Raw genomic sequence first — 25,109 nt, 5'->3', positions numbered from 1 at the left:
AGACGCGAAAACGCACCGGGCAGAAGATCGTTTTCACGTCTTGACACGGCTACGGCAAGAAATCGTTGGTAAACGCCTTTTCCGGCTCGATCATGCGAGCGATCAGGTTACGATCGGCCATCCACTGTGCGTAGGCACGCCAGACTTCAAGCTTCTGCTCGCCCCAGCGTGCTGCCTCGGCCTGATACTGACCGGCCAGATATTGCTGACTACGCCGGACAAGTTCGGCATCGAGTTCAGGCGCAGCTTTGAGCAAAATATCGGCTGCTTCACCCGGTTGCTCAATGGCAAAGCGATACCCGGCGCTCGTGGCAGCGAGGAAGCGTCGCACAAGATCGGGTTGTTCGGCAATGAGCTTCTCACCGGTGATGAGCACGGGCGTATAGTAATCGGGAATGCACTGGAGATCATTCATCATCACAATGTTGAGTGGCACGCCCCGCACCTCAGCCTCGATTCCCGTCCAACCCTTAAAGATCCAGACAAAATCCACTTCATCACGCTCGGTCGCGACAAAGAAATCGGAGCTGCCGATGTCAACGAACTGCACCTGATCGAATTGATCGCCAACTCCAGCGCATTCGAGCAACCCCTTAATCACTGCTTGTTCGACGGGCGAACCGAATGCACCATACTTTTTACCGATAAAATCGCGCGGGCTAGTGATGCCCTCTTCAGCACGGCTGGCAAAACCACTCGTATTGTGCTGAATAATCGCAGCAATCGAGACAATCGGTACGCCCTCGACCCGAGCCTGAGTTACGCCTTCCTGATACGAAATACCAAAATCGAGGCGGCCCGTTGCCACCAACTGCTCGACAGTCCCCCCCTCTTGTGCGCCGAGGATCTCAACCTCTAAGCCTTGCTGGGCATAGTAGCCTTTCGCCTGAGCAACGTACAAGCCGGTATGGTTGGTATTCGGCGTCCAATCCAGTCCCACCCGCACTTTGGTGAGAGGAGCTTGGGTCGACGTTGTCGGCGTAGCGGCACCACCGCCACAGGCGGTCAGCAGGATGACCAGGGTCAGCAAAAACCATCTGTGCATTAGTGTTCTCCCTTCCAAAACACGATCCAGCGTTCAAGCAAACTCACCAACGAAAAGAGGGCAACCGTGAGTAACGAGGTTACTAATGCCGCGACAAAAACCTGATCGGTGCGAAAAGCGCGTAACGAACGGGCGATGTACACGCCCAACCCAGCGCTAGCCCCAATCCATTCGGCCAAGACTGCACCGATAACACTGTAGGTAATCGCGACTTTGATCCCGGTAAAGATCATTGGCAGCGCTGCACGCAAACGGAGCAAGCGAAGCAGTTGCCAGTAGGTAGCACCCATCGCCTCAAGGAGACGGCGCTGATCGCGGTCGGCGCTTTGCAAGCCATCAATTGTATTGACCACAATCGGGAAGAAGGTAATCAGAGCGACGACCAACATCTTGGGTAAAAGACCGAACCCAAAACCCACCACCAATAACGGTGCAATCGCAACAATCGGCACCGTCTGAGATGTTACCAGTAGCGGATAAAGGGCGCGACGGAGCAACGGCGAGGCATCGAGGGCCACGCCCAGCCCAAAACCGGTCACCAATGCCAGTGCGAAGCCGGGGATAGTCACGGTAAGGGTAGCCAAGGTATGTTCGACCAACACCGGCAAGCTGCTCAAGAGCGTAGTCACAATCCGAGACGGTGGTGGCAGCAACCAGACCGGTACAGCCCAAAACCAGACCAGTCCCTCCCAAAGGAGCAATAAGCCAACCACGAGGAGAGTCGGCGGTCCGTATTCAGCCAATCGAATCCGCCACGTTACCTGCACCGACAACGGCCGGGTTGGAGGAGTAATAGGAGCAGAGGCCTCTTCACTCATACTTCGCCAACTTTTCGGCAATCGACGAACCGTTGGGATCGTAATCAACCTTGATCAGGGTGAAGACCCGGCTAGCACCGGCGGCCAGTACAGCGTCTTGCGCCCGTTTAATCACGGCCATAATCGTATCGTAATCACCTTCAATGGTCGTTTCCATTGGACAGACACGGTACGTCAAGCCACTTTCGGCCACTACCGCAATCGCGGCATCAACAGCGGCATAAGTCGTAGCTTTATCGGGCAAACCGGCGGGCAGAACCTCGAAACTGACGGTAACTGCGGGCATACGTTCCTCCTTAACATACGATCATCTAACAACAAAAAACCGCCGCCCCAGCGAATGGAAGCGACGGTACGTCACATCACTTAGCAATCCCTCCGCTGGCATAACCCAGATCAGGTTCAAAGGGTTAGCGGCATCAGTTGGGCCGCACTCTCAGCCAGGCTCTCCCGGCACCCCTCGCTACATATGAAGTTGTGTTGGTAATGATAGAAGGAAGTTAAGCGCTTGTCAAGCGCCAGACAACAACGACCGGCTAGTGCCGGTCGCTTCTGGTGGGCCGCCTCGGATTCGAACCGAGAACCTGTCGGTTATGAGCCGATTGCTCTGCCGTTGAGCTAGCGGCCCGCTGCCTTATTATAGCGAAGAGCAAGGATTGTCGTCAACTCATCGGTTTTTGCCCAACTACCAACAGCATTGAGCGGGTTGGTGGGATGGCCGTCGTAAGGACGAAGAAGAGCGCCTTGGCGAGCACACGATGAGGAGCGCGGAACAGCCGGCCGGCTTCGAGACCGACTCGCTCCCACGGTGATTCAAACCGCTTGAGCGCAATGCGAAAACCGGCTTGCTCAACAAGCCACGTCAGCTCGTCCATGGTGTACGTGCGGCTATGGGTGGTATAGCGCGCCTCGCCCTCAAGCAACATTTGATGGCGAAACTCTTCACGGGTACTCAAGCTCTGCCACAACAGCATGCGGACAATCGCCCGCGCCCGACTTTTGAGATACAGCTCATTGGGTGTCGTAATCAGCACACGACCACCGGGTCGAAGGACGCGGTAAAACTCACGTAAGATCGGCAGGGGCGAATAGACCATGTGCTCGATCACTTCTGAAAAGATCACCCAATCAAAGCCGGCATCAGGATAGGGCAGCGGTTCGCGCTCAAGATGAACCCGCCGTACTTCGACCCCTAACCGATCCCAGAGCGCTTTGCGGGTAAGAGGGTCGAGATCGGCCCCACTGACTCGAAAACCGGCGCCAACTAATAATTCGGTAAACTGGCCCGGAGTGACACCGACTTCAAGTACATGCGCGCCATGCGCCGGCCCCATTGCTCGCAACATTGCGGCGAAGCGATGGCGATGTAAGCGGAAGTAGGCCTCTTTACCATCGGCACGCGCGCTCTGGGCCACCCGCGCAAAAAGAGCTGATTCATCAACTTTCGTCATGGTTTGTTCGTCTATGTAATAAGAAGTTGCACATCATCGCTTACACGGTAACGGCGGTCTACCTCATTATGCCGCGCCGTATAGTATCATACTCGTGACAGATCGGCGAGTCGGGTATCGCGCGCCGGTTTGATAGGAAGGAGCCGAGGAATGTTTCCACCTTCTCAGTCGTCAACCCCACAACGAAGCGAATTGAGCCGACTGTTTCTGCGATGGCTCATCTACTCGCTGGCAATCTTTGCTGCGGTCTGGATCGTACCGGGGATCGAGTTTAGCGGGCCGGGCTGGCAGATTGGGGTAGTAGCTCTGCTGTTTGGGCTGCTTAACGCTCTGCTACGGCCCCTGCTTTACTTCCTGACCTGCCCGCTCGTTATTTTGACCCTCGGTTTGTTTGGCTTGGTGATCAATGCGCTGCTGTTAGGATTAACGTCAGCACTCGCCGACCAGCTTGGTATCAATTTCGTGGTTAATGGCTTCTGGCCGGCCTTTTTTGGTGGCGTGGTTATCTCGCTCGTCAGCACGACCTTGCAATACCTTGCCGGCGATGTCCAATTTCGGATCGTGGTTGAGCGTCGGCCAAGGGAGTAAGGAGGGGTACAGTGACGCCCGTACCCCTAGCGACGAATAATGGCCTCAAATCCGTTCACGAGCGCGATGGAGCCGTATCGTGCGGGTTAGCAAGGTAGCACCCAGCAATAACACACCAAGGAAGGGTATCCCGGCACTCGTATTCGGTAGCGGTGCTTGACTACCGCTTTGACCACCTGCCGCCGGTGGTACAGGTATGGTGGTAGCGGTCACCGTGCCACCCGTCATCGGCGTCACCGTCACCGAAGCAATTACCGTCACCGTTGCCGTCACCGTCGGGCTACTCGTCACTACCGGCGTTCGACCGATCGTTGGTGACAACGTCGGAGTAGCCGTCGCCACCTGCTGTGATCCGACCACCAACACGGTACTGATATTGGAAAAGACCGGCCGACTCAACCCGCTATAATTCGCCTGCGCTTGAACCACAAGGAGCGTACCCACTGCCACGTTAGGCTGGACACGGGTTGCAATGGTCAACTCTACCCGCTCACCGGGGGCGAGATCAGGTGCAACGTAGGTTACTATCCGCCCGTTGATCACCGGATCGGCCCCGCGACTTGCATTGGCATTCAACACCTGCAAGTTCGCCGGCATAACGCTGCGAACATTGACAGTGCTGATCGTTTGAGATGGATGCGAGTTGCCCAAGATTACCGTAAAGACCACGTCCTGACCGGCATAAACACTTCCCCAATCACTCGATAGCCGCAAGAGCAGATCAGACTCACCGAACACAGCCGGTGCAGGTGGCTCGGTTGGAGTTGGCGACACCTCCGGTGTCGGCGTATTGGTTGGCGGTACCGGCGGACGAGGACGCGGCGTTGCTGTTGGGCGAGGCACAACCGTGACGACCGGCGCCGGTGATGGCGGCTCCGTCGGTAACACCGGTGGAGGAGCAGTGGGCGGCGGTGGTACGGGTGATGCTGTTGGAGTAGGCTCAGGAGGCGCCGGAGGTCGTGGCGGAGATGTTGGCCGTGGGGTAGACGGTACCGGAGTGTTGGTTACAACCACCGTTGGCGGGATAGCCGTCACCAATGTTGGGGTAGTAGGCACCGTTGGGGTTGGGGTTGCCGTGAGGGTTGGGGTTGCAGACGTTGGTTCTGGAGTGGGCTGTGCTGATCCGGCAACCGTGACATTGACAACATTTGAAACACCGATCCGCAAACTACCCTGTTCAAGTGTCGCTTGATTAGGAATAACCGTTCCCTCGCTGACCGATGAACCTACCCGTACCTGTATCGTTACTGATGCCGGATTAAGACTACTAACGTTTAGCGTGCAGAGCACCGTCTGACCCAAAAAGCACGATCCTCCTACCGCCGATACGTTGAGTACTTCAAGCTCAGGTGCTAGTACATCACGTAGCGTCAGGGTAAGCGTACTATCACTTTGGGTCGTCACGGCAAGACTATAGCTAAACGGTTGACCGGGCGCCGCTGTACTTAATGAAGCAAACTTGTTCACGCGGGTGATACCAGGGGTAGGTGACGGTGTCGGTGTATTTACCGTCGGCGTCACCGCGGTCGGTGTATCCACCGTCGGCGTCACCGCGGTCGGTGTATCCACCGTCGGCGTCACCGCGGTCGGTGTATTTACCGTCGGCGTCACCGCGGTCGGTGTATCCACCGTCGGCGTCACCGGGGTTACCGTTCCTGGCGTGGGTGAATTTACCGGTGTAAACGTTGGTGGGCGCTGTTCAAGGCTAACAGTCGTTTCAGTCACAGCCATCAGCCCCTGCGCCGGCACAACCGGCGGGAGCAACCAATTCAGCACCTCGAACGAGAGAGGTACCACAATCATCAAGACACTCACCGCAATCGCCATAAGTTCCCAGATCGTCCACGGTGCCGGAGCACGACCGCGACCAGGGGGTAACTTGGCAGAGTGCGACGGTTTTGGTGGCATACAGCCTCCTTGCCTCAACTGAGCGGGCGCGAGTCGACCAGATCGGCAATGACGATCAGGCGTTGCGTATCCCAGTTGGTGCAGGTAATCAAGGTGAGAACGGGTGATGGAGTCGGATCCATCACCTCCACCTGCGTTGGCCAAACATTGCGCAATTCACGGACACGGTAGCGGTACTGCCAACTACCTGTTTCGAGCACAATCTCATCACCAACCTTAAGTGCCGGTAGATTACGAAACACCGCCCCGCGCAAACCGGCGTGACCCGACAACACGGTGTTACCTGTCGTTCCCGGCAAAGCTGTGCCGTGATGGTAGCCGGCAGCATACTCGGCCACCTGCCACGCACCATCGACCACAAAGACCTCGTAGACAGGTGTATCCAATTGGATCGCGGGGATACGCAACCGTTGCGGTCGGGGATCGGTTTTGGGTAAGGGTTGAACATGCGTTTGTGGCGCAAGATAATCTGGTGGTTCGACGGCCAATTCAGATTTCGTAAAGGGCAAGGCAGGAAGATGAGGTGCAGCCGCCGGTGGAGCGACCGGAGCCGGTGGGATCGGTATTGTCGGTGCAAGCACCTCAGGTTGGGTTTGTGCTATCCATGCTCGCCACCAATCACGCCCGTAGCCATCGATCAGCCAGTATGCAAAGACTGCAACCATCGCGATAAAGAGGATGACTTCGGTGACGAGCAGTACTCGATCAACCCAGGTGCGCTGCAAGAAGCCGCGTAGTGCCTGTTCACGCTGCACCGTGCGTGAACGTAACTGTGCCGGACGCAGCGGATGGCGCCGAGCCGGGATTTCTTGTAACAGGAGGTGTTGCAGCAAATCGCGATCACTGATCGGCTGTTCCGACGATACAGCCAACCAGCGGGGAGAGGAGCGTTGCTGCGAAGATGTGGTCATCGTCGTACTGTTACTGACTCTGCTCGTGAACAGAATGGTACACTCGGTTGAGAATCTCGCTGTATCGCAAGCGGCATTACAACCTTTTCGGTTTGAAAAACGACATATTCCGCATGATTAGCACACAAATATGCATTCCATCCATTCGATTGCAAGCATTATAGCCGAGGCTAGAATGCTCTGCAATAGGCAACTATGGCTATCTACCATGCAAACACGCGGTCAAGTATTATCCGGTCAGGGCCACACAGAGACGTTCTACCCCGGCAACAAAGACGTGTGGTTCGGTCAGCGCCGACAGCATAATATGACAGCCGGGAACATCACCGTAGAAATAACCAGGATGGACAAAGACGCCCTGTTCAAGGAGATAGAGAGCGAGCGCCTCTTCATCATCCCAGCCGCTGATGGAAGGAAAGAGATAATAACCACCGGCAGGAGGACGGGCATGGATACGGTGGTGATCGGCGAACCGTTGCAGGGCAAAGGTCAGATTCGTGCGCACCCGTTCAACCATCGCTGAAACAAACGCTTCACCGGCAGCGAAGAGGGTCGGCAAGAGGAACTGGCTGAGCGCATTTGCCCCAAGCAACGTATCGTTAAGCAGCTCTAGCCGTGCAGCAAAAGCGCGCGCAGGTCGGTTAAGTGCAATCCATCCCAATTTGAGGTCGGGTAAAGCGAACAATTTTGAGATACCGTTCAGGGTAAATACCGGCAGATCGGGATGGAGGGCCGCCAACGGCGGAGTCGAAGGTGCTGCATACGTAAATGGAGCAAAGACCTCATCACAGATGATAGGTACACCGAGCAGATCAAGGGTTGTCAGCGAATGTTCGACAATTGCGCCGGTGGGGTTATGTGGTGAGACGATCAAAATTGCGCGTGTTCGGTCATCAACCGCGCGACGCAACGAGCGTTGGTTGATCTGCCAATCCCGGTCTTCATCGAGTTGATAGCTACGCAATTCCAGATTACGGAGCGCAGCCAGATATTCAAACAGTGGGTAGGTCACATTCGGTACGAGGAGGTTATCACCCGGATCGGCGAGTAAAGCAAAGAGCAGACTATAGGCCTCGCTCGTGCTGGCCGTCAGGAAAATATCGTTGGGCGTGAGAACCAACGGTGGCGTGCGCCGTGCGTAATACGCGACAATTGCCTCGCGTGCTGCCAAATCACCGTGAGGATCAGGTCGGTAACAGCGAGTTGTCCAGTATTTAGCGGCAGCAGTTGCCAATACCTCCGGTGGAAAGAGCAACCCTTGGGTTGTCGGGTTACTGCTTGTTAGATCGATCAGATCGCCGCGTGCTGCACACGCTTGCCGGGCTACCTCCAACCGATTGGGTGACAAATCAAGCTGGGTAAAAACGCCGGCCATCCTACGCACCATTCAGCGAAACAGCGAGATGACGCCAAAACGCATCACGTTCACCGGGCACAAACGGCAGATAGAGTGCAACCCGGTCGAGCAAACCCTCGTACCGTTCCCGCAACGCCGCTGGCAGATCGGCCGGATCGGCTTCCACAGCAAAGGTCGCCATCATTGTTTCGTCGATCAGTGCAGTCATCTCGGCCCACCGCTGCTGCGCCGCCAAGCGCGACAACTCTTCGCCAACCTCACCCCAGCCATGGCATTCAAGCACAGCGCGGTAGGTCGGTGTCGAGGCATAAAAGGCAATTTGCTGACGCACGAAGGCGCGCATGCGGGCGCGTTCGGTGGCATTATGTCCGGTAATCACTAAAGCACTTCCGGCGATGATACACGCCGCCGGATCGCGACCGGCAGCCACAGCTCCGGCGGTAATCTGCGGGCGCAAAACTTCGCGCAAATAACGGGCACTTGAGAGTGGATGGGCGTGGAAGCCATCGCATATCTCACCGGCCAGATGGGCAAGACCGGTATTCACACCGGCGATATAAATTGGGATCTGCGGATGATCGATCGGGCCAGAACTAAAGAAAGGTGTCATCAACGTATGTTGATAGTATTGTCCGCGATAATCGAGCTTGCTGCCAGTCTGCCAACACTGCCAGATGGCACGGAGCGCATCGATGTAGTCGCGCAACCGGCCTACCGGCGAATCCCAGACGCTGCTAAAACGTCGTTCGATATGGGCCTTCACCTGTGTGCCTAACCCCAACACAAACCGCCCGCCACTAAAACCGGCCAGATCCCACGCAATCTGAGCCGTCACCATTGGGCTACGTGGAAAAGCGATTGCCACCGCCGTACCGATAGTAAGCCGCCGCGTATGTTCGGCAGCAATTGTGAGGGGGAGAAAGGGGTTGTGGGCTGTCTCCGGTGCCCAAAGCGCAGCAAAGCCAATCGCCTCGGCAGCTTGGGCCACGGCGGCGGCGTTCGGCAAGGGATTGGCATCAACCTGAAAAGCGGCATCGAGCAAGAGCATAATGTTCTCCGTGACAGATCGGCTTCTGAATGGATATGATAGCAGATGTTAGGGCAAGAGGTGCAGGCCACTACGGATGCGAAACTCGCGACGCGGGCTGAGGGTGAAGAGCCGCCAAGAGTCACAAAAGACATAGAATCTTGGCTTTTTGCGAGCTTTAGGTGTTTTTATGGTTATTCCTATGCCGCACGCCACAGCGCAAGTTGGCTACCTTGCGCAAGACCTCTACCATTGCCGCATTCCGTAGAGCAAGCACCGAAGGATGGTGACCACATGGCCCCGAAGGGCTGCTACGGTTGCGAAACTGGCGACGCGGGCTGAGAGTGAAGAACTGTCAAGCGCCACAAAAGACCCAACATCTAAGAGGGTCGTTTTGCGCGGTTTGGGTGTTTTGGTGGCTCTTTATCACTCATCCCACAACGAAGGAAGGGTTGGGAGGGCAGATACTGCTACGAAACGATGCACAAATGATACGTTTTCGATGAGTAATAGAATCCCGCTCTTGGGGGAGATTGCTTCGCCTCGCGGCGGGCCGAGCGGTGCTCGGCCCCGACCGCTCGGCTCGCAATGACAAGCGAGAAGCGGCTCCTCACTCCACATCGCAAGATCAGCCACCGGGCGCTGCGACGATACCGTTGCGTTCGTCGTTTACGGCCTAATCTGATGCAGCAGCGCCGTCAAACGGTCATAATCCTCTTTGAGCAGCCGGGCCAATTCACGGCCAACCCGCACCAGATAGGCAGGGCCATCACGGCGGGCCAATGCGATCGCGCGGACGGACACGGCCAACAGTTCATCCGACGGCACCCCGGGAGCGAGCAAAACGGTGCGCAAAAAATCGAGTTGCTCGCCGAACATAACCAGTTCAGCATCGGTACAAGGATAGACTGAATAGTGAACCGGTGGCGGCTGGGGCGGCAGGCGTTGAAACAAACGCCCATCGAGGGTGTAACCGACCGTCAGTGCAGCGAACTCGGTTTGCAGCACCTCGCCGAGATCGGGATGTTCGCGGTAGATTTGGTCGTCGTACAGATTGCGCCCGCTGTAGGTACGGCCACGCACAATCGCCCGACCACCCGGTTCGCGGCTGCCGGTATGAATATCGTAGACCAGTCCATAGACCTGCATATTGGTATCACGAGTCGTGGCCCGCACCAACGCGCCAAACGGCGGCGCAGCCAACAATTCGTATGTCGCAGCGACAAACTGAGTCGTCGAAGACTCGATAATTTCACCGATCCGGCCATTTTGCGGCATCGTCATGAGTATCATCCCTGCACAAACTGCTTACTCTCGCGCTTGGCCGAAACGCCAGCCGGCGCTTCGGCGCGCTGGATCGCACCAGAGACCATCTGCTCGAACACGCGCCGCTCGGCGCTGCGAATCACCGCTTGTTCGTGAGCACGCTGCAAGGCAATCGGATAGCCCAGGCCGCGCGCCGCTTGATCGTAGACCAACGCATGCACCTGATTGACCCATGCCGGCTGGCTCGCCACCCAACCGGGTAGCTCGACACGGGCCAGCTCGCGCCCGACCCGCAAGAAAAAGAAGTGAATCTGGTGATGTTCGTACCGCTCAACGCTAATCCGGCTCAGCGAGCGAAAAATAGGACTGCGCTGACCTTCACGCAAACGCGGCGCAAACAGATCGGCGTCGATCAAGTCTTGGCACACCATACACGACGGGGTGAGTCCCTGTTTGGCATCACTACATTGGGTACAATTTGCCCCGCGCTGCGCTTTGACATTCACATCAGGGCACAGCATCAACCGGACCAACCCCATCACCTCTGGCGAGCGACTGCGACTGATGTACGAAGCAACCGGGATGGCTAGCTTCTGCATCTGGTCGAGATATGCCAAATACTGCTGCAAAAAGTGATCGCGTACTTTCGCGTCGGCATTCGCCAACGCCCATCGAATCAAGGTACCATCTTGTAATGCTACACGTGGAAGGTTCGGATCGGTCAGATAGTCGGCGGCTAATCGTGCCAACGCTAATCCTTCCTCAACATCACGCCGCATACTCAGCACCGCACCTTCAATGGGAATGCGGCGCGTGTCATCAGTCAAAAATAGCTCATCTTCGGTAAAGAAGAGGCGCGGTAGCGATTCGAGCCGAGCTTCTGGGTTGGTTCCATACCGGATATAGACCTGCCCAATGTTGATCAAGTAACAATCAACCTCACCGTGGCGGTCGACATCGAGATGCGAGCCATCGGTCGCCACGATTGCATAGTCGTTGGGTATAGGTGGCAAATCGCCTACCGTATCGAGCGCCTCCACCGGATCGGCCAATAGCCAGTTGAACGATGGTGAACTTAACTCAACCGCGGTATGCCATGTATCTTCCTGACCGACCCCGGCCAGATAGCGTTGGCGCACCTCATCAAGACGCTGATCACGCTGTCGCGCTTCACGGGCAACGGTCTGGCTCATCACACGAACCTGTTTACCGAGCGCAGCGAGATTAAGACTCATGCCGACTCCTTCGCTCACCTGTTCGTATTGTTTAGGATAGATGATCCGGTACGGTCTGTCAATGTACGTGGGCAAAGGAGAACGTTACGGTAAAGGTGCAATGTTCGATATACCGAGAGTGTGCTGTGCGAGCGATCGCACTTCCAGCTTGCACCATACCGTTTGCGAGATAACCGACGCCCCACTCAACATGCAGGCAACTCACGCGCAACCATCACCATAAGCAGACTGCATGCGCAGCTTGCATAGCTCCAGCGCTACTACACAAATATCATCATTTTAGAATATTGCCTAGCTACGCTGTCCTTGCTACATCGGGAAACACTTCGGCGGTATTCTCAACCGGGTTGCCGCAAGCGCGCAAACTGAACATCTACACTACGTTCATCCCGATGACTGCACGCTAGCCACGTACACACAATAGCCCCTGCGCGTAGAGCCATTGTAAGACAACGGCTCTACGTTCACCCTTGCCTGCCCATCCTCAACCTTTGCCTAGCAATGGTATCATACACCAACGGCATCCATCCGTCGCCCATCAGCCCTCGCCGGCGATGCGCGACGTTACGATTCAGGGTTGGCTATGTCCATCACGACCTACCAAGCGGCACTAGACTACATCTACAGTTTCATCGACCCCACCCGCCAAGGATCGCCCGATCCCTCTATTGCCCAACGCGGACTAGATCGAATTACCGCATTATTACGCGATGCCGGCAACCCACACCAACAATTACGTGCCGTCGTGGTAGCCGGTACCAAAGGCAAGGGCAGTACGTGCGCGATGATTGAAGCCATGGCGCGTGCCGCTGGGTTGAAGGTGGGGTTGTGGACATCGCCGCACCTCAGTTCGTACCGCGAACGGATCCAGATTGACCGTGAGCCGATTAGTCAGCAGACGCTGATCGAGTTGGTCAATGCAGTGTTACCGGTGGTAGAGGGGTTTGACGTAGCGACCTATGGCCGGCCTAGCACGTTCGATATTGGTTTTGTGATGGCGATGCGCCATTTTGTCGCCAAACAGGTCGATCTGGCCGTCGTCGAGGTTGGTTTGGGCGGAAGGTATGACGCGGCGGCGACGATCACACCACTGGTCGCGGTGATTTCCTCGATCAGCTATGACCACATGGCGATACTGGGGCCAACGTTGCGCGACATTGCCTACAACAAAGCTGGTATTATCCGCGCCGGCCAACCGGCAATCACGGTACCGCAGCACGTTGAGGCGGCAGCGGTCTTCGTCGCTGAAGCGCAGACGGTTGGCGCGCCGCTCTGGCTGGCCGCTGAGGCGGCAGTGGAGCCGTGGCTGGCAGACGGACAGCCGTTAGCTTATCCAGCGCCGCCGCAGCCGGGCAAGTTGCACGGCACGTTCCAACGAGAAAATGCGCGGTTGGCGATGGGAGCGGCGTTGCTGTTGCGCGGGCAGGGGATTGCGATTGACGATGCAGCGATCCGGCGCGGGTTAGCCGCAGCGTGGTGGCCGGGACGGTTTGAGTTGATCGACGGCCCATCGCGCATCTTGATCGATGGCGCCCACAACGGTGATTCGGCAGCAAAGTTGTGGCAGGCTATCGAGCAAGAATTACCACATCACCGGTTTATTCTCGTGCTCGGTACATCGCGCGATAAAGATATTGCTGCCATCGCTGCCGCACTCGCTCCGCACGCCGATCACATCATCATTACCCGTTCGAGCCATCCCAAAGCGATGGACCTCGACCGCATCGCGACTGAGGTCGAACCGTTCACGAGTGCGCCCATCACCATCGTACCTATCGTGGCCGAAGCGATTGCGACAGCACGCACCTTAGCCGGTCCCGATGACCTGATCTGCGTTACCGGCTCGCTGTTTGTAGCCGGTGCAGCACGCGAGGCGTTGGGATTGGCGGTGGCAGATTAGATTGGTTATGATGAGGCGCTCGTGTATGAGCGTAGTCCAACGCGCCAAAACAAGCGCGACGCCAGGAGTAACACACCGGCGACTATCGGCGCGAGCGCAAGGTAGAGCGGATCCAGCAGACCGATGAGTGCCGCCGCCGGGAAGGTGGTGAGGAAGGCGATTGGGATGATAAACGTCAAAACCAATCGGATCGTCGGGCTATAGACCGTTACCGGAAAACGCCCCGTCTCATAGATAGCAGTGAGCAGTTCGGTGACATTCTCGACCTGCACCAACCAGAAAGCCGTCGTCACCAGGAGCATCCAGATGGCGTAGGCCGTTACGATGCCGCAGCCGAGCAAAAAGAGAAAGGCAAGCAGTTGCACGGGAGTGGGCCACATATCACCAAGCCAAAGCCCGTAACCGATCAGGCCTAAACCGGTGAGGAGATCGGGCAACACGAGCAGATTAATCTGGCGCAGTGACGCCATAAACTGGCTATCAACCGGCTTGACCAACACAAAATCGAGTGTCCCTTTCTGAATATGTTCGACGATGCGGGTAATGTTGGGGCGCATAATACCATCGATCAAGCCCTCGAAGATACGAAAGAGACCGACGACCAGCAACGCCTGCGGCAACGTCCAGCCGCCGAGCGTGCCGCTAAACTGGAAGAACACGAGCGTACCGAGCACACCCCATACGAGCCACAAGGTGCTCTGAAACAGCGCAGTGACAAAATTGACTCGATACTCGAGGGCGATTTGTAAGCTATTGTGAGCAAAGAGGGCAAACAGGCGAAGGTAGCGGAGCATAGGACGTATATTCTCGTGATACGTGACCAATGATGAAGACGCATTGCAGGTATTGTACCAGAAGAGAAAAACGCACACCGTTGTGACATGCGCGACTGCCAGCACCGACACACCTCACCGAGCAGCAACAGACGGTACAGCATCGATCCCCCTCGCCGCGGAAGATTCGGAGCGGAATGACATCACTTGACAAGGCGCACAAACACTTACCGAGCATCCCACCATAACATCACCACATCGGCGCTGGAATACGGGAGACGATAGCAGTACGGTAGTGCGCATTGCGTCCTTGAGGGTAAGGAACGATGGACGCGACACACGATCACTCAACGACGTTAGAAAACCAGGACACGAGAGTAGGCCAATGCGGGTCTTTACATGCGACAGTAGCCCCGCAACCAGGCAGGGCTACCGTCGCATTGCTGTATGATAACGAGCTGAGATACCTATCACAACCCTACGCCCGTGCAAAGCGGGCAAACTGCGGCGCCAATGCCGGCGGCAGTCGGCCAACGATATGCGCACCGTCGCTACCGAATTCCTCAACTTCGATCACACCACGCTGCCGCCAGAGCGCAACGAGGTCGTTACGCTGGTAGGGGATCAACGCATCAACCCGCACCATGCGTTGCGCCAACGTCGCCACAATCCGCTCACCAAGCGTCTGCAACCCCCAGCCGCGCTGGGCTGACACGGCTACAATATCACCGGGCAGACCCATCTCAGCAGCGATCTGGTCAATACCCTCAGCAGTTGCACCCTCGAGCAAATCGATCTTGTTGAGGACCGTCAAGATCGGCTTATAATCGACCTTTAGCTCGCGGAGAGTCCGCTCAACCGTCTGCGCATGCTCTTGAGCATTACGATGGGTCACATCAACCACGTGCAACAACAGATCGGCTTCCTCAATTTCTTCAAGAGTAGCCCGAAACGCAGCGATCAGTTGGGGTGGTAATTTTTGGATAAAACCGACGGTATCGGTCATCAGCGCAACGGTATTACCGGGCAACAATACCTGCCGCGTAGTCGGATCGAGGGTAGCAAACAGCTTATCTTCCGCCAACACATCGGCGCCGGTCATCGCGTTGAGTAAGGTACTCTTGCCGGCGTTGGTATAGCCGACCAGTGCGATAATCGGTACACCGGTCTGACGCCGACGCTGACGGTACAACTCGCGGTGACGGTGAACATCGGCTAATTGCTCTTTCAGCCACGCGATCCGGCGTTCGATCAAGCGGCGGTCAATTTCGAGCTGCGTCTCACCGGGGCCGCGCAGACCGACCATACCACCGGCTGAAGTACCACCACTGGTACCGGTCTGTCGCTCAAGGTGCGTCCACTGTCGGCGCAGACGCGGCAAAAGGTACTGATACTGGGCCAATTCAACCTGCAAGCGCCCCTCATGAGTGCGAGCGTGACGGGCAAAAATATCGAGGATCAACGCAGTACGGTCAATAACTTGCGTTTGTAACTCCTCTTCCAGATTACGGATCTGGGCCGGACTGAGTTCATCATCGAACACGATGAGATCGGCTTGCGTCTGCTCGCGCAGTGCCGCCACCTCTTTCACTTTACCGGGACCGATAAAAAACTTGGGTTGCGGTTCGGGTAAACGTTGAAAAACCCGACCGACCACTTCCAGATCGGCCGTCTTGGCGAGGAGGGCCAATTCGTCAAGTGAATCCTCTACCGGCCATGGGCTACGAAAACTGGCGACTTCGGCACCGACCAGCAAAGCCCGCCGGCGCGGCATTGTCGTGGAATAAAGGCGTTTTCCGTCGTGAGTGCGGATCTCGTTAATGGCAGTCTCCTTTGACCGTGCAAGCATTCGGACCATACGCATTTATATTGTAGCACGCTCACCCGGTCACTTCAAGCATGTGCCGGGCTGGTGATAGAGTGACAACCGTTAGTAATTGTTATTTTTCGCACAATCAGTAGTATCTATTATACACTGTAAATGGTATGAAGCAAGAGGTATCATCCTCTGGCTTGCATTCCGACGCTAGACGATGAGGTCGCTGCGTCGCTCTACGACAGAGGAGGGTAGGCATGAACGACACGTGGCTTGCGTTGACGGCTGCGGTAGTGCATCAGCGTGATCTAATCCGTGATGCCGAACACGAACGACTGGTGCGCGAAGCGCGTCGCCTCCGCCGTCAGCGCTCGTGGTGGTACCGATTATGGCAACGCCTCATCAATACCATAGGGCGCAAATAGCACAGCCCCAACGGCGTAGCGCCGTAAGATACAACGTGGTACCGGAGCGGGTGGTCGGTGACCACCCGCTTTGTCTAGAACCCATTAAGTTGTAGCCGGTTGCGTTAGTCTGGCAAGTCGGCGTTGTAGGCGCCACGTCGTCAACGGGCCAGCCGGCGGCTCAATCCAGCGTGCGAGTGCAGGAATGGTAGCCGTGCGCCGATCCTGAATAACGCGACGTTGGCGCAAGAGCATTGGCACTTCGGCCAGAGCCATCAGCCGCCCGGCGATGAGTGCCGGTTGGCGGCGCAAAGCAGCGTAGGCGATAACCATACCATCGTAGGCGAGGATCGACGGCAAACAGGCTACCAGCAACGGCGTGGGTAAGCATCTGATAATCATGCGAAGTCGGTTACGTCCGAGCAAGCGTTGCTTTAGCGGGCTAGCAACACCGGCCGTCGCCGAATAGATATGGCGCGCACGAGCATGCGGCGCCAAGACACACTCCCAACCACGTAACCGCGCCCGCCACGCCAGATCGGCGTCTTCGAGATAGCTAAAAAAATCGGCGAAGAGACCGATATCATCAAGCATTGACCGGCGTAATAACGCTAAACCACCACTCGCCCCAAACACCGGTTGCGGTTGCGATGGTAAGGCGCTAACCGGCAGACCAAGGTCACGATCGGTAGCAATACCATCAGCCTGAAAACGAATACCGGCTCCGGCGACAATATCCGGTTGACGACTAAAGGTTAACACGCCGGCAGCCCACCCTGCTGCCGGTGAAATCACCAGGGCCTGCCACAACGCTGCCACACACCCCGGCTCGGCCAGTGCGTCATCGTTGATCAGCAGGATGAGATCGCCCCGCGCTACAGCAATACCGGCATTCACCCCGCCGGCAAAACCGGCGTTGTATGGTAGATCAAGCACCCGTACCGTCGGTAGATGCGCGCGCACCCACGCACCGGCCCGATCACGTGAGTGGTTGTCAACCAGTACGATCTCGTCGGATGGACGCAACTGGGCCATTACCACACTGAGGCAGGCCGGTAAGAAACGACGTGCGTGGTAGGTTGGGATAACCACTGAAATGGGCGGACGGTCGGACATAGTAGTGACTTCGGATTGTTCAGTAGGCATGCGCTTCCCATTGTAATCGAGATTGGCGGGCGACAAAATAGGTAGAACTTCTAAATAATTATCGCCCTGTACCTGTACCGCTGCATCGAACGCATAGAAGACTGCTCCCAACTGACTCCAATTGGCAACCGTTTTTGTCCTTCCTTCCCCTCTTGACATGTCGCGTATCATCTGCTATATTGTATACAATCCTTTCTGGGCATAAGAAATATATCTTATTTGTATAAACTGTTTTATTCGATGGTAATAGGTGAAAATCCATTTACCATCTTGAGGACATCGATCATCTTTTTGCTACTACACCCAATTGTAATGAGCAGATTGTATACAACTAATGATACATCCTCCGCAGATCACGTCTACCGGCGCCTACGCCGGTTGCTGATCGAAGGCTATTACCCACCCGGTACCCGTCTCATTGAGGAACGCCTGGCTCAAGACCTTGGCGTTAGTCGAACACCAGTGCGACAGGCACTCGTGCGCGCAGCCGCCGAAGGGTTGGTACAGATCTTTCCCAATCGCGGCGCGGTAGCCCGGAACTTCACAACCAACGATCTGCTCGAGATGTACGATTTGCGCGCTTTGCTCGAAGGGCACGCAGCCTATCTTGCCGCTCAGCATATCACAGCGGCACAGTTGGAGCGGATGGAAGCCGCCGCTGCTGCACTCGAGGCTTCGTTACAGCAGCACTTCGACCGTCGTGAAGACGAAGTTCACTTCCTGGTTGAGCAGAACGCCATCTTTCATCAAACCATCGCTGAAGCTGCCGGTAATCAACGCTTGATTGCGATGCTCAACCAGATCGTTGCTATCCCCTTGCAGTTTCGCTCGTTCTATTGGTATCGCGCCGAAGAGCGCCACATCTCCAACTTTTTTCACCGCAGTATCTTGACCGCACTGAAGTTGGGTGACGGCGATCGTGCCCGTGCAATGATGCGAGAACACATTTTCTATGGCCGTGATGTGTTGTTACAGAGCCGGCGCACAGAAACTGCGGCGTTCGGCGAGGAGTAGGGATTGTGAGTCGTCAACGTCCACCACGACCACTCGATGATATCCGTGTGTTGGAACTAGGTGCGTTTTTGGCCGGGCCGTTCTGTGGTCAGTTGCTGGCCGATTTCGGGGCTGAGGTGATTAAGGTTGAACCACCCGGTAAAGGCGACCCGATGCGGGAGTGGGGCCGCCATCGTTACAAGGGTCGCACTCTCTGGTGGCCGGTATTGGCCCGTAATAAGAAGTCGATCACCATCGATCTGCGCACTCCCGAAGGGCAGGCACTGGTCAAACGGATCGTTCCTCACGTTGATATGGTCCTCGAAAACTTTCGTCCCGGTACGCTCGAAGCATGGGGACTGGGTTGGGAAGATTTGAGTGCTCTGAATCCCGGCTTGATCATGATCCGGGTCAGTGGATTTGGGCAGACGGGACCATACCGCGATAAGGCAGGTTTTGGTTCCATTGGTGAGGCGATGGGTGGTATTCGCGCGATCACCGGCTTTCCCGACCGCCCCCCAACGCGCATCGGTATTAGTATCGGTGATTCGCTGGCGGCAACGTTTGCAACGCTGGGTGCGCTCGTGGCGCTTCATCAACGTCAGCGTAGTGGGCAGGGACAGGTCGTTGATATTGGGATCTACGAAGGGGTCTTGGCCCTCATGGAGAGCATGATCCCCGAATATCAGTTGACCGGCCATATCCGTGAGCGCACCGGCAATATTTTGCCCAATGTCGCTCCCTCGAATATTTACCCCACTGCTGATGGCGGTTGGTTTGTGATTGGGGCTAACGCCGATACGATTTTCACCCGTCTTGCTCAAGCCATGGGCCAACCCGAATTGGCCCGCAACCCGCGTTTCGCCACTCACCAAGCGCGCGGCGAACACCAAGCTGAACTCGATGATCTGATTGCGGCGTGGACGATCAATTACACCGCTGATCAACTCCAAGCCATGATGGACGAGTATGGCGTCCCGGCGGGTCGTATCTACACCGCCAAAGAGATGCTGAGCGATCCCCATTTTATTGCGCGTCAGTCGATCATCGGTGTCCACGATCCCGAATTGGGCGAGATCAAAATGCAGAATGTCGTTCCACGCCTTTCGGCCACACCGGGTGGTATCGATTGGACCGGGCCGGCACTCGGTGAGCATAACCGCGAGGTGTTTGTCGATCTACTTGGGTTGAGCGAGGATGAATTGGCAACGTTGCAAGCGAAGCGAGTAGTCTGATGGAAGCCGTCACGATTATTGATGTCGCCCCGCGCGATGGCCTGCAGAATGAGCCTGAGATACTCGATCCGAGCACACGGGTTGAACTGATCGAACACCTGCTTGCTGCCGGTGTGCCACGGGTTGAGATCGGGTCGTTTGTCAATCCGCGGCAGGTGCCGCAAATGGCCGGCGCTGCGGAAATTGCTCGCCTGCTCACCGAGCGCGGTTATCATCTGGCGGCGCGCACCACGAACGATACGTTTCGCTTTACCGCACTTGTTCCCAATCAACGTGGCTACGAATTGGCGGCTGCTGCCGGTCTACGTCACGTTCGTTTGGTGCTGGCTGCCAGTGACGGGTTGAATCAGGCCAACTTCAAACGCACGACCGCCGAATCACTAGCCGAGTTTAGTCAACTCGCCTCACGCATCTACTACGACGGCCTTGCATTTGGTGTCGCCATCGGTGCGGCGTTTGGCTGTCCATTCGATGGCTACGTTTCCCCTGAACGAGTCATTTCGATTGCCGAACACGCCGTCGATCTCGGTGCCAACGAGATTATTTTCGCCGATACCACCGGTATGGCCGTGCCGACGCAGGTGGCAAAGTTGTGCAAACTGGCAATGCATCGGTTGCCGCATGTCACCCTCACGATCCACCTGCACAATACCCGCAACACCGGGTATGCCAACGCTTTTGCTGCCTGGCAGGCCGGCTTCCGTTCGTTCGATGCAGCGGTAGGTGGGATCGGTGGCTGCCCCTTCGCCCCTCGTGCCGTCGGTAATATTGCCAGTGAGGATTTGGTTCACATGTTCAACGGTATCGGTGTACCCACCGGGATCGACCTGCCGACTCTTTTGCACACCTCTGATTGGCTGAGTACAACCCTCGGTCGACCACTGCCGGCCCTCACCGGTAAGGCCGGCCCGGTCTATACCTACGTCACTACGGCAACACACCACACGTCCTAGCGGATTCTTCGGGGAGCGATTGGTTTTATAGGGAGGAATGGAGACATGAGTTACCGTATTGGAGTCGACGTCGGCGGTACCTTCACCGACCTCATGCTCTTCGACGAGGAGAGCGGGCGCTACTGGCGCCACAAGACGCCTTCTACACCGCATGATCCGTCAGAGGCAGTGCTGGCCGGTATCGCGGCCATCTGCCAACAGGCCGGGATTGCCCCCTCGCAAGTAGCCCAAATTATGCACGGTACGACCGTCGCGACAAACGTTATTCTTGAGAGCAAGGGAGCGCGCGTCGGTCTCGTTACCACCGAAGGATTCAAGCAGATTCTGCACCTTGCCCGCTCGCAGACGCCAGGACCACTGGCCGGATGGATGATTATGATTAAGCCGGAACCACCGGCAACCTTGGCCGATACCCGCGAGGTGCGTGAGCGGATGAGTGCCCGTGGTGAAGTGGTTCGCCCACTCGATGAAGAGCAAGCTGAAGCCGTTATCCGTGAGTTGGTCGATTCGGGAATCGAGTCACTCACCATCTCGTTAATCAACTCATACGCCAACCCCGACCACGAGCGTCGGCTCAAGGCGATTGCTCAGCGCGTTGCTCCTCATCTGCCGGTGACAATCTCATACGATGTGTTGCCGGAGTTTCGCGAGTATGAGCGCACCCTCACCGCAACCATGAACGCTTATGTCAAACCAAAAGTCAAGACTTACGTACACAATCTCGATCAGAGTCTGCGCCAACAAGGCGTACAGGCCAAACTGAACATCCTGCGCTCGGACGCCGGCCTGATGACTGCCGAGACGACCGAGGAGAACCCGGTCTACACGCTGCTCTCCGGCCCGTCAGGAGGTGTAGCAGGCGCACTCCACATTGCCATTCGCGCCGGGTATCCTAGTATCTTGACCTTTGATATGGGTGGCACCTCAACCGATGTTTCGCTCTGTATGGGCGAACCGAACATTGCCCGTGAGACGGTCCTGGGCTATTTCCCGGTAAAAGTGCCCTCGGTCGATGTACGCTCGGTTGGCGCTGGCGGTGGCTCCATAGCCCACGTGCCTACCCTCACTCGCGCCCTCCGCGTTGGCCCGCAAAGCGCCGGGGCCGTGCCCGGTCCGGCATGCTACGGCAAAGGCGGTACCGAACCGACCGTTACCGATGCCAATCTAGTTTGCGGCTATTTGCCGCCAAGCATCCTCGGCGGCGCGATGCAGCTCGATGTGGCTGCAGCTAAGGCAGCGATACAGAAGATTGCCGATGCTACCGGCCTCAGCCTGATGGATGCCGCCGAAGGAATTTTGCGCATCGTCAACGAGAATATGTTCGGCGCACTGCGGCTGGTCAGCGTGCAACGCGGCTTCGACCCGCGCCAGTTTGCCTTGATGGCTTTCGGCGGAGCCGGTCCACTGCACGGCAATGCACTGGCCGAATTGCTCGGTTGCTATCCGGTGATCGTACCCCCCGCACCCGGCTTGCTCTGCGCGCTTGGTGATCTCAGCGCCGATTATCGCGACGAGTTTGCCCGCACCTACATCCGCACCGTCGATCGGGTTGAGCAAGAGGAGATGGTCGGGATGCTGCGTGAACTGGGCGCAGAAGCACAGGCGATGCTGACCAATGAGGCCATCCCGCCCGCCCGCCAAGAGATTCGCTACTTCGTCGATATGCGCTACTACCGCCAAGGCTACGAGATGCCGATTGCGATCAGCGAGGCCGAATTCGAGCAAGACCTGATCCCGCTGCTGGTGCAGCGCTTCAATGAGCTGCACGACCGCACCTATGGTTTTATGCTCGACAGCAACGTCGAGATTGTCAATCTGCGCGCAGTCGGCATTGGCCGCGTGACGAAGGTGGAGTTGCCGGAAGCCGAGCCGGGTGATGCCGATGCCAGCAGCGCCTACACCGGCGACCACCAAATCTACCGTCACGGTGAATGGATCACGGCCAAACTCTACGACCGCAACAAACTACGCCCCGGTATGCAGATCGAAGGACCGGCCATTATCACTGAAGTCGATAGCACAACAGTGGTGCTGCCCCACCACACCGCAACCGTGGATCGGTACTTCAACCTGTTGATCAATCGGAGCTAACTGCTGTGCAGCGTTGCACCAAGACGAATAGCGAGGAACAACGATGGCAACCAATCTCAAGATTGCGTCGATTCCCCAGATCGAGATCGATCCGGTCACGCTCGATATTATCGAGAATGCGCTCAAGAATACCCGATACGAAATGGACGCCGTACTCTACCGCACGGCGATGAGCCCGGTGATCCGTGAGCAGCACGACCAGTTTCCAATGATCACCGATCCGCACGGGCGGATGATCGTCGGTCAGTTTGGTTCGTATATTGCTGGCTTACTCGACAACTGGGATCAAACCATCGAACCCGGTGATGTCATTTTGCTCTCCGATCCGTACCTCTGCGGTGGGGCGATCAGCCACATCAACGACCTACTGGTAATGCTGCCGATCTTTTACGGCGAGGGTGAGGATCGCGAACTGATTGGCTGGGCCAGCATGTTCGGCCATGCCCAAGATGTGGGTGGTCCACTGCCCGGATCGCTGCCAACCAACGCCACCACCATCTTCGGCGAAGGGTTGCGGTTGCCACCGGTTAAGATCTACGAACGCGGCAAACTCAACCGAGCCGTGCTCGACATCATGCTCAACAACGTCCGCCAGCCCGAAATGAACCGCGCCGACCTGATGGCAATCATTGCCAGTTGCCGCACCGCCGAAAAGCGGGTCATCGAGCTGTGCGACCGCTTTGGCAAAGATGTCTATCTGGCAGCCACTCAAGCCCTGCTCGATCGCACCTACCGGGCGATGAAGGAACTGATCGTGCGCAACCTGCCCGAAGAACCACAGTCGTTTGAAGATTATGTCGATGATGATGGGCTGGGCAATGGGCCGTTTAAGATGAAGTTGACAATCTGGCGCGAGGGTCATGAAGCCTACTTCGACTGGACGGGCACCGACCCGCAGGCGATGGGGCCGATCAACTTCTACCTCAACGAATCGATGTTCAAAATGTTCATCGGCGTCTACCTGATTATGGTTTTTGACCCGCAAATCCTGTTCAACGACGGCTTCTACCCGCTGCTGCATGTCATTATGCCCAAAGGCAGCCTTATCCAGCCGGAGTTTCCGGCTGCACTGGGATGCCGTACCCATGCCCTCACCCGCCTCTTCGACGTGCTCGGCGGTGCGCTGGCCAAACGTGCGCCCGAGTTCACTACTGCTGCCGGCTATGGCACCTCGCCCTACCTGCTCTATTCCGGCTACGATAAGGACGGTGAATTCTTCTATCTGATGGAGATCAACTACGGTGGTATTCCCGGTCGTCCGATTGGCGACGGAATGGACGGGCACTCGTGGTGGCCGCTCTTTACCAACATTCCCACCGAATACCTTGAGAGCTACTATCCGATCCGGATCGAACGCTACACCAGTATTATGGACTCAGGTGGCGCCGGCTTCCATCGTGGTGGGAATGGTATCGAGAAGATCTACACCTTCCTCGAGCCGGGCGAAATCTCGATCCACGACGACCGCTGGTTAACACCGCCGTGGGGCAACGTCGGCGGTAAGCCGGGTAGTCGGTCAACGAAGATTCTCGTGCGTACCGATGGCACACGCAAGGTATTGCCCAGCAAGTGCGACCAAATTGCGGTTGAGCCAGGTGATCAATTGATTTACCGCACTGCCGGTGGCGGCGGTTGGAAAGATCCACTCACCCGCCCACCGGAGGCCGTGCAGCGTGATGTACGCTACGGGTTGGTCAGCCGCGAGAAGGCCCTGAATGACTACGGCGTCGTACTGACCGACACGTTAGACATCGACGTGGCCGCTACCGAAGCCAAACGCACCGAGCTGGCTGCTGCCCGTGGCGAAATCAAAGGCTTCGACTTCGGACCGCCGCTGGAAGAGTTGCTGGCCAATGCCGAAGCCGAGACCGGCTTGCCGGCACCGCGTAAACCGCAACCGGTGCGATGGGCCATGGCCCGCGCCGCTCGTCGCGAGCGTATGGCACAGCCTGTCAAGCAACACGAAGTCACAGCCGACTAGAAAGAAGGCTCGCTTCGCTTGACCAACTACCCACCGGTGCACCGACACCGGTGGGTAACCGCCTGAGGAACTATGACACGCTTTGAGCAACTTACCGACGACTACCGGCAGCACGGTTTAGCCGGCCGAGTCGGCTTCGGCGAACAACCGGCACTGCTGGTAATCGACTTCATCAAGGCCTACACCACCCCCAGCTCTCCGCTATACGCCG

21 protein-coding genes, 1 tRNA gene and 1 riboswitch are annotated in these 25,109 nt (G+C 56.9%); of the genes, 8 read left to right on the top strand and 14 right to left on the bottom strand.

What is annotated here, in order from left to right; all coding sequences use genetic code 11:
- Positions 1-49: 49 nt before the first annotated feature.
- The 5 genes from AC01ZF_RS03965 to AC01ZF_RS03945 form a co-directional block, all read right to left on the bottom strand.
- The gene (locus AC01ZF_RS03965) at positions 50-1,045 is read right to left on the bottom strand and encodes an ABC transporter substrate-binding protein (protein WP_424675663.1); all 996 of its coding nucleotides are present in this window, start codon (positions 1,043-1,045) and stop codon (positions 50-52) included.
- The gene (locus tag AC01ZF_RS03960) at positions 1,045-1,863 is read right to left on the bottom strand and encodes an ABC transporter permease (protein ID WP_424675662.1); all 819 of its coding nucleotides are present in this window, start codon (positions 1,861-1,863) and stop codon (positions 1,045-1,047) included. The genes AC01ZF_RS03965 and AC01ZF_RS03960 overlap by 1 nt, the downstream gene beginning before the upstream one ends.
- A complete protein-coding gene (locus tag AC01ZF_RS03955; protein WP_015941821.1) occupies positions 1,856-2,149 on the bottom strand; it encodes a thiamine-binding protein in 294 nt (97 codons plus the stop codon). Before AC01ZF_RS03955 ends, AC01ZF_RS03960 begins: the two co-directional genes overlap by 8 nt.
- 69 nt (positions 2,150-2,218) lie before the next feature.
- Positions 2,219-2,334, bottom strand: a riboswitch (TPP riboswitch).
- Between the two features lie 82 nt (positions 2,335-2,416).
- Positions 2,417-2,491: transfer RNA gene (locus AC01ZF_RS03950), tRNA-Ile, on the bottom strand.
- A gap of 34 nt (positions 2,492-2,525) precedes the next feature.
- The gene (locus tag AC01ZF_RS03945; protein WP_015941820.1) at positions 2,526-3,314 is read right to left on the bottom strand and encodes a class I SAM-dependent methyltransferase; all 789 of its coding nucleotides are present in this window, start codon (positions 3,312-3,314) and stop codon (positions 2,526-2,528) included.
- A gap of 150 nt (positions 3,315-3,464) precedes the next feature.
- On the opposite strand from AC01ZF_RS03945, the gene AC01ZF_RS03940 reads away from it, so the two are divergent.
- Positions 3,465-3,902 carry a phage holin family protein gene (locus tag AC01ZF_RS03940; protein WP_424675661.1) on the top strand — a complete coding sequence of 146 codons (438 nt, stop codon included), beginning with the start codon at positions 3,465-3,467 and terminating at the stop codon, positions 3,900-3,902.
- Positions 3,903-3,947: 45 nt separating this feature from the next.
- Here the strand turns inward: AC01ZF_RS03940 and AC01ZF_RS03935 are convergent, their stop codons facing one another.
- From AC01ZF_RS03935 to AC01ZF_RS03910, 6 genes are all read right to left on the bottom strand, one after another.
- Positions 3,948-5,810, bottom strand: a complete 1,863-nt coding sequence (locus tag AC01ZF_RS03935; RefSeq protein ID WP_476575131.1) for a hypothetical protein — start codon at positions 5,808-5,810, stop codon at positions 3,948-3,950.
- A gap of 14 nt (positions 5,811-5,824) precedes the next feature.
- Positions 5,825-6,721 (bottom strand): sortase, encoded by an 897-nt coding sequence (locus AC01ZF_RS03930; protein WP_424675659.1) that lies wholly within the window; start codon positions 6,719-6,721, stop codon positions 5,825-5,827.
- A gap of 229 nt (positions 6,722-6,950) precedes the next feature.
- Positions 6,951-8,096, bottom strand: coding sequence for a pyridoxal phosphate-dependent aminotransferase (locus AC01ZF_RS03925; protein WP_424675658.1), 1,146 nt, complete (start codon positions 8,094-8,096; stop codon positions 6,951-6,953).
- A 1-nt stretch (position 8,097) separates the two neighbouring features.
- The gene (locus AC01ZF_RS03920; protein WP_476575130.1) at positions 8,098-9,126 is read right to left on the bottom strand and encodes an LLM class F420-dependent oxidoreductase; all 1,029 of its coding nucleotides are present in this window, start codon (positions 9,124-9,126) and stop codon (positions 8,098-8,100) included.
- A gap of 648 nt (positions 9,127-9,774) precedes the next feature.
- A complete protein-coding gene (locus AC01ZF_RS03915) occupies positions 9,775-10,389 on the bottom strand; it encodes an HAS-barrel domain-containing protein (RefSeq protein ID WP_424675656.1) in 615 nt (204 codons plus the stop codon).
- A 5-nt stretch (positions 10,390-10,394) separates the two neighbouring features.
- On the bottom strand, positions 10,395-11,606 hold the full coding sequence (locus AC01ZF_RS03910; protein WP_428111398.1) for a DNA double-strand break repair nuclease NurA: 1,212 nt from the start codon (positions 11,604-11,606) through the stop codon (positions 10,395-10,397).
- Positions 11,607-12,189: 583 nt separating this feature from the next.
- Between AC01ZF_RS03910 and AC01ZF_RS03905 the strand changes: the two genes are divergently transcribed.
- Entirely contained in the window at positions 12,190-13,506 is a 1,317-nt protein-coding gene (locus tag AC01ZF_RS03905) for a bifunctional folylpolyglutamate synthase/dihydrofolate synthase (RefSeq protein WP_476575129.1), read from the top strand.
- Between the two features lie 5 nt (positions 13,507-13,511).
- Here the strand turns inward: AC01ZF_RS03905 and AC01ZF_RS03900 are convergent, their stop codons facing one another.
- Together AC01ZF_RS03900 and hflX are read right to left on the bottom strand one after the other, a co-directional pair.
- Positions 13,512-14,300 (bottom strand): ABC transporter permease, encoded by a 789-nt coding sequence (locus tag AC01ZF_RS03900; RefSeq protein WP_428111400.1) that lies wholly within the window; start codon positions 14,298-14,300, stop codon positions 13,512-13,514.
- Between the two features lie 457 nt (positions 14,301-14,757).
- Entirely contained in the window at positions 14,758-16,137 is a 1,380-nt protein-coding gene (hflX, locus tag AC01ZF_RS03895) for a GTPase HflX (protein ID WP_476575128.1), read from the bottom strand.
- 215 nt (positions 16,138-16,352) lie between these two features.
- On the opposite strand from hflX, the gene AC01ZF_RS03890 reads away from it, so the two are divergent.
- On the top strand, positions 16,353-16,520 hold the full coding sequence (locus tag AC01ZF_RS03890) for a hypothetical protein (protein ID WP_428111404.1): 168 nt from the start codon (positions 16,353-16,355) through the stop codon (positions 16,518-16,520).
- An 84-nt stretch (positions 16,521-16,604) separates the two neighbouring features.
- Here AC01ZF_RS03890 and AC01ZF_RS03885 read toward each other — a convergent pair whose 3' ends face one another.
- Positions 16,605-17,804, bottom strand: a complete 1,200-nt coding sequence (locus AC01ZF_RS03885) for a glycosyltransferase family 2 protein (RefSeq protein ID WP_424675650.1) — start codon at positions 17,802-17,804, stop codon at positions 16,605-16,607.
- Between the two features lie 153 nt (positions 17,805-17,957).
- Between AC01ZF_RS03885 and AC01ZF_RS03880 the strand changes: the two genes are divergently transcribed.
- The 5 genes from AC01ZF_RS03880 to AC01ZF_RS03860 are packed head-to-tail and all read left to right on the top strand — an operon-like array spanning position 17,958 to position 24,898.
- Positions 17,958-18,659, top strand: coding sequence for a GntR family transcriptional regulator (locus tag AC01ZF_RS03880; RefSeq protein WP_424675649.1), 702 nt, complete (start codon positions 17,958-17,960; stop codon positions 18,657-18,659).
- 5 nt (positions 18,660-18,664) lie between these two features.
- Positions 18,665-19,873: a CaiB/BaiF CoA transferase family protein gene (locus AC01ZF_RS03875; protein ID WP_428111407.1), complete on the top strand. Its 1,209-nt coding sequence runs from the start codon at positions 18,665-18,667 to the stop codon at positions 19,871-19,873.
- Complete coding sequence (locus AC01ZF_RS03870; RefSeq protein WP_428131973.1) at positions 19,873-20,826, top strand: hydroxymethylglutaryl-CoA lyase; 954 nt, start codon at positions 19,873-19,875, stop codon at positions 20,824-20,826. The genes AC01ZF_RS03875 and AC01ZF_RS03870 overlap by 1 nt, the downstream gene beginning before the upstream one ends.
- A gap of 45 nt (positions 20,827-20,871) precedes the next feature.
- The gene (locus AC01ZF_RS03865; RefSeq protein ID WP_428111411.1) at positions 20,872-22,917 is read left to right on the top strand and encodes a hydantoinase/oxoprolinase family protein; all 2,046 of its coding nucleotides are present in this window, start codon (positions 20,872-20,874) and stop codon (positions 22,915-22,917) included.
- A gap of 43 nt (positions 22,918-22,960) precedes the next feature.
- Positions 22,961-24,898 (top strand): hydantoinase B/oxoprolinase family protein, encoded by a 1,938-nt coding sequence (locus tag AC01ZF_RS03860; RefSeq protein WP_428111413.1) that lies wholly within the window; start codon positions 22,961-22,963, stop codon positions 24,896-24,898.
- Positions 24,899-25,109: the final 211 nt, after the last annotated feature.

The organism is Chloroflexus sp. (assembly GCF_056331925.1).
Note: the sequence above shows the minus strand (reverse complement) of the source record. Positions and strands in the feature narration are given on the sequence as shown.